The sequence below is a fragment of the Alteromonas sp. LOR genome (assembly GCF_000753865.1).
In the GTDB taxonomy this organism is placed as follows: Bacteria; Pseudomonadota; Gammaproteobacteria; order Enterobacterales; family Alteromonadaceae; genus Alteromonas.
Genome location: NZ_JQFW01000001.1, coordinates 44,654 through 56,672, shown reverse-complemented (window position 1 = coordinate 56,672; position 12,019 = coordinate 44,654). Strand labels below are relative to the sequence as shown.

Annotated in this window: 8 protein-coding genes; 6 read left to right on the top strand and 2 right to left on the bottom strand. The window is 45.2% G+C overall.

Translation table 11 applies throughout. The features are described 5' to 3' along the window. Window positions 1–80 precede the first annotated feature (80 nt). A complete protein-coding gene (locus JV36_RS19150) occupies window positions 81–2,465 on the bottom strand; it encodes a putative bifunctional diguanylate cyclase/phosphodiesterase (protein ID WP_081926465.1) in 2,385 nt (794 codons plus the stop codon). 476 nt (window positions 2,466–2,941) lie between these two features. Between JV36_RS19150 and JV36_RS0100210 the strand changes: the two genes are divergently transcribed. From JV36_RS0100210 to JV36_RS0100190, 5 genes are all read left to right on the top strand, one after another. Beyond that, window positions 2,942–3,664: an ABC transporter ATP-binding protein gene (locus tag JV36_RS0100210; RefSeq protein ID WP_032094671.1), complete on the top strand. Its 723-nt coding sequence runs from the start codon at window positions 2,942–2,944 to the stop codon at window positions 3,662–3,664. Further along, complete coding sequence (locus JV36_RS0100205) at window positions 3,661–5,103, top strand: ABC transporter permease (protein ID WP_032094670.1); 1,443 nt, start codon at window positions 3,661–3,663, stop codon at window positions 5,101–5,103. The genes JV36_RS0100210 and JV36_RS0100205 overlap by 4 nt, the downstream gene beginning before the upstream one ends. After that, the gene (locus JV36_RS0100200) at window positions 5,100–6,413 is read left to right on the top strand and encodes a DUF3526 domain-containing protein (protein ID WP_032094669.1); all 1,314 of its coding nucleotides are present in this window, start codon (window positions 5,100–5,102) and stop codon (window positions 6,411–6,413) included. Before JV36_RS0100205 ends, JV36_RS0100200 begins: the two co-directional genes overlap by 4 nt. Continuing rightward, the gene (locus JV36_RS0100195; RefSeq protein ID WP_032094668.1) at window positions 6,403–8,598 is read left to right on the top strand and encodes a TonB-dependent siderophore receptor; all 2,196 of its coding nucleotides are present in this window, start codon (window positions 6,403–6,405) and stop codon (window positions 8,596–8,598) included. The genes JV36_RS0100200 and JV36_RS0100195 overlap by 11 nt, the downstream gene beginning before the upstream one ends. Window positions 8,599–8,676: 78 nt before the next feature. Next, window positions 8,677–9,723 (top strand): succinylglutamate desuccinylase/aspartoacylase family protein, encoded by a 1,047-nt coding sequence (locus JV36_RS0100190; RefSeq protein ID WP_032094667.1) that lies wholly within the window; start codon window positions 8,677–8,679, stop codon window positions 9,721–9,723. A 24-nt stretch (window positions 9,724–9,747) separates the two neighbouring features. Here the strand turns inward: JV36_RS0100190 and JV36_RS0100185 are convergent, their stop codons facing one another. Further along, window positions 9,748–10,224, bottom strand: coding sequence for a hypothetical protein (locus JV36_RS0100185; protein WP_032094666.1), 477 nt, complete (start codon window positions 10,222–10,224; stop codon window positions 9,748–9,750). Between the two features lie 542 nt (window positions 10,225–10,766). Between JV36_RS0100185 and JV36_RS0100180 the strand changes: the two genes are divergently transcribed. Continuing rightward, entirely contained in the window at window positions 10,767–11,978 is a 1,212-nt protein-coding gene (locus JV36_RS0100180) for a diguanylate phosphodiesterase (RefSeq protein ID WP_032094665.1), read from the top strand. Window positions 11,979–12,019 lie beyond the last annotated feature (41 nt).

Sequence of the window (12,019 nt, the reverse complement as noted above, 5' to 3'; positions counted from 1 at the left end):
AAAGAGTCGTGTAAAAAACGCGATTGGCGTCACTAATCAGTGGCGCCAATCAAGCATTTGCCCACATAGGCGATAAGTGCTTAGCTTTGCCATGACTGCGTTTGTTGCCATGTTTGAACCCATGGGTGAATATCTACAGCTGGCATGGGGCGGGCGATACCGTATCCTTGAGCTTGCTCGCAGCCAAGCGCAAGCAGCGCTTCTCCGTGGGCGCGAGTTTCAACACCTTCTGCAATAACGTCCCGTTTAAAAGCGTTGGCTAAACCCACTACGCCTTTAATAATTGCTAAGTCGTCAGGATCTTCTAGCATGTCACGAACAAAGCTTTGGTCTATTTTTACCTGTTGTGCGGGAAGCCTTCTCAAATACGTTAAAGAGGAATACCCAGTGCCAAAGTCATCTAGGGCAAAACGCACACCCAGCTTATGACAAGCGTCCATAACCTCTGACACTTGCGTGATGTCGCTAAGTGCAGCGGTTTCTAAAATTTCTAATTCCAGTAGGTTTGGATCTACATTTGTGTGCTGTTCTAACAATAACGCCAGCCGTTCTGGAAAGTCACTTTGAGTAAGCTGGTAGGCGCTAATATTTACACTTACTGTAAAACTGAGGCCGTCATTATGCCACTGCTTAATTTGGGCTAGGGCACTGCTTATCACCCATTCGCCTAGCTTTATACTCAGATTATGACTTTCTATAGCGGGAAGAAACTCTAACGGCGGAATAAGTCCACGTTCTGGGTGTTGCCAACGAATCAGGGCCTCAACGCCAATAACGTCTCCTGTGCACATGTTTACCTGTGGTTGGTAGTGCAATACAAAATGCTCTTGTTCAAGCGCGTTTCGAATGTGGCCGATTCTTTCCCCTAATGCCTTGTACGCACTGTCTTTTTTGGTATCGAAGATATAAAACTGATTCTTACCTGCCTGCTTGGCTAAATACATGGCTTGATCAGCATGTCGCATAAGCTGCTCTGCGTCCGAGCTATCTTCGGGATAAAAGTTAACCCCTATGCTAGCTGTTACATTCAGCACGTCGTCACCAATGATCACGGGCTCTGCTGCCGCGTCTAGCAGCCGCTGTAGCGCTGGTTCGCTATCATGTGGCCCATTTAAGTCAACCATAACAGCAATGAACTCGTCGCCGCCAATACGAGCCAGCATGTCTCCCTCTCTTAAGCTGCTTTTCATCCGTTGTGATACCGCGACTAAAAGTTCATCTCCCACCTTATGGCCATGATTGTCGTTAATGGCTTTGAATCCATCGAGATCCATAAAGGCAACGGCTAACGATTGTTTACGGCGACGACATTGGGCCATCGACTGACTTAATTGATTGGCAAGTAATACACGATTTGGCAGGTTTGTAAGGGTGTCGTAATGGGCGAGGTGTTCCAGTTTTGAACGATAATTTACAAGTTTGAAAGCCTGTGTTCGCATAAAGCCCAGCATCAAGACCATGGATACAACCAATATGCCAAGTACGATAGCTATCTTTATAAATAGGTCAGTTGAAGCCTCTTCTACTTTACGTGTGTTAAGCGTTAACTCTTCGTCAATGATGATTTCTTTCAAGAGGTCGCGAATATTGCCAATGTATTGTTGGGTTAGCTCCCCAGCAAGCATTGTTGTCACATCCTCATTGGATACTGATTTACTATTAAGCTCTCTTCTCGCTTGAATTTCTGGTATGACAGCATTGCGCAGCCAATCGTCAATGCGGCGTTCCAATGCATCAATATCTGATGCAATTACGTTACCACTGACAGCGTGGCTGCGAACGCGTTCTAGCTGCACAGCTAATCGTTTTTTACCTTCTTCAAATGGCTCTAGTGACTCCTCTGCGCCAGAGAGTAAAAAGCCGCGCTGACCAGTTTCCATATTGACCAAGCTCAGGGTTATTAGGTCGATAAGCTCTTTACCTTTTTCATTGCTTCGCTGCTCAAACTTATCATGTAAAGCAGACAGTAAACCTCGAATGTCGTCAAAAATAGCCTTACCGACTAGTCTGGAAGATAAAGTTTCAAAATGGGTTAGGGCTATATTACTTTGCTCAATCTGCTGCCTTACCGCTATTTCAGGTTGCACAACTTGTTGCTCCCAACGAGTCATGAGCTCTGCCACTTTCGACCAGCGAGCGGCTTGCTGGCCCTCACCAGTAAGGAGTTGTTTACCTTTGCCTATCAACTTATCAAGCTGCTTTTTGTGGCGATTGAATTTTTCTAGTTTGATGTCCTCGCCGGTGAGCAAAAAATCGCTGTAATCAGCGTTAACTTCCATCAAGGTGTCATCGACAGATTCGGCTAACCTTAACAGCTCGTAATTATTTCTAACCTGACGCGACTCACTTAAAATCGCTGAAATACCGGTAAAGATAACCCCCACGATTAATACGATAAGTATCAAAATAATGAGGTAGCTATAGGAAACTTTTCGTTTGTTCTTTTTATTGTTGAATGGCGTCAATGGAGATCTCAGTATTAAAATAAAAACAGCGGCCTCTGAAAGGTTCCACTAATGGTCATTCTGCTGCAGTGCCAGTACTAGTAGCGTGATGCTACTTATGATCTGACTGCTCTAAAAGGGTAACAAACTCTCGTTTAAAGTCATCCTCATTACATTTCCAAAAGACTCTTTCTAGGCATAAGAATAGTTTACAAATATAAGTTCTGCTCGATGGATAGTGCTTTGTGATGACCGTGTTTGTTGTTGGCCAGTAACGAGGTGGAGCAGGCGCGTTATTCATTTCTTAAATAGTCACATATTGAGCTTTGTAGCTCGTATAAAATCTTAACTAATCAATAGCACTAAAGATTTGAAAGAGCCTCTTACCCAACGCGCATCATAAAATTTTTGAAAACATCAAAGTAAAACGTATTCCCATGGCAATAGTTATAATATAACATTACGAAATCAATTTAATTTTATAGCTTTATCAAACAATGCACACAAATTCCGTTATATGCGCAGATGCGCTAACTGTGCGAGTAGATGACCGCACGCTTTTAGATAACCTTAATTTTAATGTAGGAAAAGGCGAGGTTTTCGCCCTTTTAGGTGGAAATGGCGCAGGTAAATCGACCACCCTCAAAACCTTTTTAGGGTTAATGAAGGCAAGTAGCGGTAGTGCAACTGTGCTAGGTAAAAACGCCAGCACCAATACTAACGATGTACAAAAGTCAGTGGCTTACCTTCCTGAGTCAGTCACCTTGTATGGCCATCTTTCTGGCTTAGAAAATATTCGCTATTTTCTATCAGTTGCAGGTGTAGATAAAACAGACGAAGACATTTTTGCCGCGTTACGCAAAGTAGCGCTACAAGAAAACTCGTGGAAAAAGGCGCTGTCGAATTATTCAAAAGGGATGCGCCAAAAAACGGCGATTGCCCTTGCGCTGTTGCGCAATGCACCGGTTTTATTTTTAGATGAGCCTACTTCAGGGTTAGACCCGGCAGCCATCGATGAATTCAATGCGCTAGTGTCTGAGCTTGCCGCAAACGGCGCCACTATTTTTATGGTGACGCACGATGTTTACGGCGCTTGCCAAGTGGCTCATCGTATTGTGCTATTAAGCGACGGTAAACTGACTGGGTCCTTTGAGCGGGTGGCTGATACACCCATCGATACCGAAGCGGTTCACGCAGCGTTTGCAGGGCGTACGCTATGATATTGCGTGTCGCCAACACTATTTGCGCAGAGCAATGGCGCTATTGGCTGCGCACCAAAGTTGCTGCCACCGTACTGATGTTGGGTGCGGTGCTTACCTTAGCAGCGCTCGTTGTGAATGCATTTCATATAGAAGAAGCCGCTCATGCCCGCGAACATCTTCAACATAAAGCGGAGGAGCGTTTTAAAGCGCAGCCTGATAAGCACCCCCATCGCATGGTGCATTATGGTCATTACGTATTTCGCGCGCCAACGCCATTAAGCGTAATTGAGCCAGGGGTAGATACCTACACGGGCAATGCTATTTTCCTAGAGGGCCACAGACAAAACAGTGCAATGTTTGCTGAGCAGCGTCAGTCGGCGGGCCTAACACGTTTTAGCAGCTTAACGCCTAGCTTTTTAGCGCTAGTGCTTGCGCCGCTTTTTATCATTCTTATCGGTTACGGCAGTGTATCTCGAGAGCGTGAAGCCGGTACCCTCACTTTGCTGTTATCTCAAGGTACTAGCCGCTCACAGCTGTTGCTCGGTAAATTGTTAGCCTTAGCGGCGGCAAGCGCTGTGTTTCTGATGCCATTACTTTTAGCGTGTTTTTATGTCGCTTTTTCAGGTGAAAGTGCATCACTGGTTGCGCTATTTAGCGTTAGTTACGCCGTGTACTTTTTACTGTGGACTGTGGTGGTAACGGCGTGTTCTGCACTATTTGAAAAGAGCAGTGCGAGTTTCACAATATTAATTGTCATTTGGATGAGCGCATGCGTGTTGCTTCCCCGTTTAGGTAGCAGTGTAGCGACTAATTTAGCGCCCTCTATGGGCAAGCTTGAGGCCGATTTTAAAGTAGAAGAGAAATTAAGAAGCCTTGGTGATGGGCACGACGTTAACGACCCTGCCTTTAAAAAGCTTAAACAAGACTTACTCGCCAAGTACAACGTGGACTCTGTGGATGACTTACCTGTTAATTTCAGAGGTGTGGTAGCCCAATATTCTGAGCAGCGTCAGGCTGAGGTGTTAAGCGAATTTGCTGAAAATCGTATGCAGCAAGAGCTAGAGCAGGCGCATATTGCCCGTCAATTTGGCTGGTTATCACCTACCGTCGCCATCCGCTCAATTTCAACCGTATTGGCGGGCACGAGTCTTGAAACCCACCACCGCTTTTTACGTGAAGCCGAAGCGCTGCGCTTAGAATTTGTGCAAGGCCTTAATAAAGTGCATGTGGAAAAACTTGATTACAAACTAGACATGAACCGCAATGCCAGTGAGGAAGCAGCCGATAAAGCGGTGGTTGACGCAAGTAACTGGGCATTGTTAGCAGAGTTTAAGTTTGAGCCTGAAAAATCTGCGGTACGAATAAGCAACGCAAACTTGTACTTCTTGCAGCTGCTTTTTTGGGTGGGCATTACCGTGCTGCTGCTTCGTATTGCGGTTAGGAGGTTAAACCCATGATGCGTTTTAATGATATTAAACGTGAGGCGGGCTTCGTTTTTGGGCACCGCCAATTCAAACTTACCATGCTAGTGGTATTGCTGCTAAGTTCCATTTCCCTTTGGGCGGGGTTTGCAGAAATGCAGGAGCAACAAGCCACTATTGAAAGGTTATTAGAAAAAGACCAAGTAGAGCGCGACGCTGTTATCAACCACCAGTCTAATTATGGAATGGTTGCGTACTACTCGTTTCATCTAACGTATGCACCGCCTACCAGTTTGGCGTTTGCCGCGGTAGGTGAGCGGGATGTATTTCCTTGGAAACATCGTATTCGTATGCTCGCTCTAGAAGGACAAATTTATGAAAGCGACACCGACAACCCCGAGCTCGCTTTTTTAGGCCGTTTCGATTTCGCCTTCGTGACCAGTGTGCTTTTGCCACTGTTCATCATACTGCTGCTGTACGATTTAAAAGCCAAAGAGCGTGAAGCACGCCGCTTTGATTTGTTAAACGTAACCGCACGCAATAGTCATGCAATTTGGACGTCGCGGGTGATAGTGACTTTGGTGCCCCTTGCTCTTGCCGTGCTGCTTCCGTTTGTCGCATTTGCTGTACTCAATGGCGCTGAACTAGTCGGTATAGTGAAGGTTTGCGCCATTGTGATTGCCAATATTGCAATGTGGAGTGTGATCGTACTTGCTATTGGTGCGGCAAAACGTTTTTCCCAGTTTAGTGCCACTCATTTGGCTTCTATTATGTTGGGCGTGTGGCTTATGACGACCGTCGTCGTTCCGGTTACCGGCCACACAATCATTAATGCCCTTGTTGACACGCCAGAGGGCGGAGACATTGTGCTTATCCAGCGTGAAGCGGTAAACGGCGCGTGGGACAAGCCTGTAGAAGAAACCTGGAGCGCATTTCTCAAAAGCCATCCGCAGTGGACTCACTACACCGAGTTTGACCCCAAACGCGATAGCTCATTTAACTGGAAATGGTACTACGCCTTTCAGCAAGTGGGCGATGAAAAGGCCAGCGAGCTTTCACAATCTTACCAAGCATCAACACTCAAAAAAGATGAAATAGCGAGTTACATAGCGTGGGTATCACCGTCTCTGCTCACGCAGCGCCTGCTATCAAGCGCCGCCGATACTGACGTACAAGCAATGGTGCACTATGAAAATAGCGTACGACATTTTCACGCCAGCCTTCGCGATTTTTATTATAACCGCATGTTCAAAGCGCCTGCGTTTTCGCTAGAGAGCTTCGAGCAACTTCCACAATTTACACCACAAAAACTAAAAGACTCACAGGAAAACACCGATGAAAACTAATTGGGTAAAAACTACCCTCGCCGTCACTATCGCGACACTGTTTAATGCGTCTTCACATGCACAAGATACTAATGCGCCGAATGAAGCAGATGTTGAAAAGATTACTGTTCACGGTATGCATCGCGCGTATCAGGGCGCTTTTGAATACAAAGAAGTACCTGCCGCAGCGCAAGATATCGACCTTGGATTACTCAGTGATGCTGGTGCTGTGAATCTCAACGATGCATTAGATTTATCGGCGTCTGTGGCTCGCCAAAACAATTTTGGTGGGTTGTGGAATAGCTTTGCGATTCGCGGTTTTTCAGGCGATGAAAACTTACCTAGCGGGTTTTTAGTTAACGGCTTCAACGCCGGTCGCGGCTTTGGTGGGCCGCGGGATTTATCTGGTATCGATCATGTTGAAGTACTGAAAGGTCCAAAAGCAGCATTATTTGGACGAGGAGAGCCTGGCGGTGCCATTAACCTGGTGACTAAGCGCCCACAATTTCGCCAAGGCGGTGAAGTACAAGCCACCTACGGAAGCTGGGAGCAAAAACGTGTAGAAGCAGACTTGCAGACTGTTGCAGGGGCTAGTGAAAACGTGGGTGTGCGTCTTGTTGGCTTTTACGAAGATGCAGAGAGTTTTCGCGACACGGTTGAAACAGAGCGCTTCGGCTTTTATCCGTCGGTAACATGGGAAGTATCAGCAGATACGTCGATTTCCTATGAACTGGAATATACGGAACAAAAAATACCATTCGACCGCGGCGTAGTGGCCATTGACGGTGAGTTAGGTCATCAACCCATCGAAACCTTTACTGGCGACCCTAGCGGCGACACCATAGATACCCAAGTGGTTGGTCATCAAATTGAGATATCACACGAACTAGCCGACGACTGGAACCTGCTTTTAGGCGCCGGTTTACGAGATACGACGTTTGAAGGTAATGCACTGGAAAATAACTTCGGCGGTCGCCAAACGTTGTTTATCGACCCAGACCAAGCACTGCTATCGCGTTTCAAACGGTATCGTAACTTCGAGACAGACTACTTGGTATTGCGTGGCGAAATTGCGGGTCAGTTCGATACGGGGTCTGTCACTCACCGAGTTATTGTTGGTGCAGACTATGACAAGTTTGAAAACGATCAAGAAATCCTTCGTTATCGCCCGCCGTTTTTTGCAAGCGATACTGACATTAATGACTTAGATTTAGATCAGTACTTGGTTTTAGATATTTTCAACCCAGACTATTCGCCGCTTCCAGAGGTTGAACTGTCCAATAACTTGAACCGGTTTGAAGTGCAAAAGGCATGGGGATTCTATTTCCAAGACCAAATTAACATTACCGACAACCTTCAAATTCGTTTAGGTGGTCGTTTCGATAAGTTTGAGCAGGAAATTGACAACCGCTTGGCAAGCCCAGTGTCCACAACATCGCAAGATGATACTCGCTTCTCGCCTCAGGTGGGTGCCGTTTATCTATTTAACGACAGCACGAGCGTGTATGCGACCTACGGCGAAGGCTTCCGTCAGCTCACTGGATCAGACTTTGCGGGTAATCCTTTTGAGCCCAATGAATCTGAGTCGGCAGAAATCGGTGTTAAAGCCGATTTAACGTCGATGTTTGATAACGTGCGTGGCGATATTACTTTCTCGGTATTTAATATTGAGCAAAGCAATATTCTCGTGTTTGATGACAGTGAACAAGCCTCAGATGGTTTTTTCTTAACCCCAGCAGGCGAAGCGCGAAGTCGAGGTGTAGAGTTAGACATTAACGCTGAGTTTGAAAACGATATTTCACTTTGGGTGTCTTATAGCTTTGTTGATGCAGAAAGCACAAATGATGCGGCAGACGCCAACTTTGTATCAGCCATAGAGTCTGGCGACCCGCTTATTAATGTACCAGAAAACCAACTCAGTGTGCAGATAAGTAAAGGACTAGTGATTGCAGATATGCCAGTTCGCATAGGCTCTGGTTTACTTTACGTTGATGAGCGTTTAGGCCAAACCGCTACTGATTTCTATTTACCGAGTTACACCACAGTGCGCGCGTTTGCAGAGATTGAACCTATTGAAAACTTGTCTGTGAGAGTGGCGGTAGACAACCTATTTGACGAAGAGTTTTATACCAACTCTTTTGCCGATGTGTGGGTTGAGCCTGGTGCGCCACAGCGATTTAGGCTGTCGGCAGCGTATCGTTTTTAAACAGTGTTTAAGTAATTTTCTAAGCACGCTATTTTATAGCGTGTTTCCGTTATCTTGCCTTCAGAAAGGGTTTAATTAATGCAATATAAAACAAAATCAGTGGCTTCTTTTGTGGTCGCTATTTTATCTCTGGTGAGTCCGCCTATAAGTGCCAATGCCCCATTCGAGCTCATGGGCAAGACAACTAATACTGGTCATAAAACATCGTATATGGCGAATAAAAAAGAGGTGTCTTTACCAGTTACTGTGATTAATGGTGAAAAAGAAGGGCCTGTGCTCCTGCTTACGGCTGGCATTCATGGCGACGAATACCCTTCTATGTTTGCACTGCAACAGTTGCAGCAAAGCATCAATCCCAAAGAAATGAGTGGAGTGCTTGTTGTGGTGCACTTGGCAAATTTGGACGGTTTTCATGAACATCGGCTAGCGCTGAACCCTCGTGATGAAAAAAACTTAAATAGAGAATTTCCAGGTAGTGCTGATGGGACGCCTACCGAACAAATTGCAGACTTACTGACAAAAGAATTTATCAGTAAAGCTGACTTTCTCGTTGATATGCATTCTGGTAGTGCAAATCAGAGCCTGCTGAACCACGTTTATTCTCCGTTTATTGGTGATGAAGCGTTAGATGAATTGACTCTGGCCTTTGCCAAGGCAACAGGTATGCAACATATTGTGCTTTACGGTGACAGACCAAAGGACCCTAATAATTCTATTTCTTACCCTAACACTGCAATGACACGAGGAAAGCCGGGCCTGACTACTGAAATTGGTCATCTTGCGCAATCAAAGGAAGAATTTGTAAAAGACGCGTTCACAGTGGCTAGAAACACAATGGTCTTTTTGGATATGTTGGAGGGAGAGCCTGCCGAGCATCCAGAGCCTATTATTTATGAAACCCTAAAATCAGCAAAAAGCACTACAACCGGCTTTTTCCAGCCTGCTGTAGTTATTGGGGATAAAGTACAACAAGGCCAAGAAGTGGGCACCGTTTTGGATTACTTTGGAAACCAAGTGGAAACTATCACAGCGCCGATTAGCGGAACGGTAATGATGGTTAATCAAACGCCACCCATAAAAAGCGCAGAGTCTGTTGTCACCATTGGTGTTGAAGTGGTGCAATAAAACGCCTTTCTCAACTTACGACTGCTAAAACGCGATGCCAAAGGCTAGGCCTGCCACTATGGCATCGTCGTGATCGTGATGGTAGTCATAATGAAGTTGTGGTGAAAGCGTAAGGCCCGACAACTCAAACTCGTAAAGCAAACCCAAACGCGCCACAGGAATTTCCTCGCCGTCAAAAAACTCTACACCGGGGCCGACTTGGGCAATAAAGTTATTGGTAATATGTAAATCGGCAACCGCTAAATAGGTGAATGCCTCTATATCTCCAAAGGCATATTCTGCGACTAGCCCTATTCCTAAAAAGTCATTAACGCGATATTCATAATCAACGCCTAGTGTGAATGCGTCACCGTGTTCATCGGTATTCGTTGTTGCTACTAAAAGCGACAAGTGGTGGGGAGACTGTTGCCAATGGTGATGCTCTTCATTTTCTGTGCTCGCACACACGGCGTTTGGCAGAATCAACAAAACAAACAGAATAATTTTAAATTGTAGGCGCATATGGGAACACTCTTCTACGGCTTAATAAAACAGAACGGCTAACTAAATTACCTATAAAGGGGGCATCGATGTTTGCTAAGCAGCGACAGTAAACACGCCCTAGAAAATAACAATAGTTTATAGCTATCGATTTCGCTGTAAGAATAACGCTTTATAACCATAGACTTTCGTAGAGAAAGGCGCCTACGGAGCAATGAAAGTCTTCAATTTTTTCATTACATGATCATAATCTGCGGGCTTTATGAGTTGATGTGGCGTATCAAAATAGACTGAAGTTGCGTTTGATAGCCGAATATTGTCAATTGCTTCGCCTATTTCGTTGATGAAAAACGTTATTGAGAAAAAACGCTGGGTCGGCTTATGTGGGCAGTTTATATAGGCACTTTATATAGGCACTTTGGGGGGACGTTTTCGATACGTTCTGTCATGTGGGAAAAAGCCAGTTTGCAGTCTACACTTAGCTTATGAGTTGTAGTTTGTTTGAGTGTCTCAACCAGGTGATAGCAACGAGAAATGAAAGCGTCTCCCATAAGGGGTAGGTTGTGTTAAGACAGCTAGTGTATAGAAGTAGAGCGTCAACGCTAATAAACCACGAAGGGCTCGATGAGATCACCAAGGATTCTTTAGCGTTTAATTTACACAACGATGTAACGGGGATATTACTGTTTGACGGTGAATACTTTTTTCAGGTGCTAGAGGGGGAAGCCGACATAATACTTGGTCTTTTCGAGCACATTAAGACGGACTCTCGGCATAATAACATCGTTAAAATAACCGATAACGCTATTCACAAGCGCGATTTTGGCAATTGGGCGCTGCGCACTTTTCGACTGGATAAAAAAAGTAACTGCTACTGGCTCCCGCCGGATATTTCTTTTCACCGCGACAGCCGGACCTTTGCATTAATCAACGGTTTTGCCACGGGCAAGTGGCGCATGTGTTTGTCTAATCAAGATTTAAATAACCTTAAGGCCTCTGTAAAGCTCAGTGAAATCTCTATTGCTGAATATTGCAATTCTGATATTCAATTTGCTTTTCAACCTATTGTAGATACCCGCAGGGGCCTTGTGTCCTCCTACGAGGCGCTATTGCGTAGTAGCGACGGTCGATTCCCTGAAGATGTGTTGAATAGTTTAGAGGGCAATCAAAAATATGACTTCGATCTTAAGAGCAAGGCGATAGCCATTGCGCAAGGTGCAAAATTATTAAACGCTGACCAAGCGCTATCAGTCAACTTATGTCCAGGTGCCATTACCTATAGTCCAGATATAACGAGCTATTTACTATCATTAGCAGATGAGAATAACTTAAGGCCGCAACAGCTTATTCTTGAGGTAACGGAAACTGAAATTATTAAAGAGGGGTCGCCGTTTTTCGATGCCATCGAAAACCTCCGGTCAACGGGGATAAGAGTTGCTCTTGACGATTTTGGTGCGGGTTACGCAGGTCTATCGCTTTTGGCCGACTTCCTGCCAGACAAAATAAAGTTAGATCGAAAAATCACCACCAACATTCATGAGAATGGCCCAAGGCAAGCCATATTTGAGGCTGTGTACGAATTTGCAAAGTCGATGGGTATTCCGCTTATTGTAGAAGGTGTAGAAACCATGGATGAGTGGTTATGGTTACAACACGCAGGTGCACAGCGTTTTCAGGGGTTTTTGTTCGCAAGGCCAAAATTAAATGGAGTAGAGGCAATTAACTTTGTCATAGATGGATTAGCAAAGCCCGCTGGGCTGAGGCAAATCGGTTAGGTTGCCAGTAGTGGAATAATTTACAATATTGATAAAACAGA

Coding starts and splice junctions, on each gene's coding strand:
- JV36_RS0100210 (WP_032094671.1), top strand. CDS start 2,942: ATGCACACAAATTCCGTTATATGCGCAGATGCGCTAACTGTGCGAGTA.
- JV36_RS0100205 (WP_032094670.1), top strand. CDS start 3,661: ATGATATTGCGTGTCGCCAACACTATTTGCGCAGAGCAATGGCGCTAT.
- JV36_RS0100200 (WP_032094669.1), top strand. CDS start 5,100: ATGATGCGTTTTAATGATATTAAACGTGAGGCGGGCTTCGTTTTTGGG.
- JV36_RS0100195 (WP_032094668.1), top strand. CDS start 6,403: ATGAAAACTAATTGGGTAAAAACTACCCTCGCCGTCACTATCGCGACA.
- JV36_RS0100190 (WP_032094667.1), top strand. CDS start 8,677: ATGCAATATAAAACAAAATCAGTGGCTTCTTTTGTGGTCGCTATTTTA.
- JV36_RS0100185 (WP_032094666.1), bottom strand. CDS start 10,224: ATGCGCCTACAATTTAAAATTATTCTGTTTGTTTTGTTGATTCTGCCA.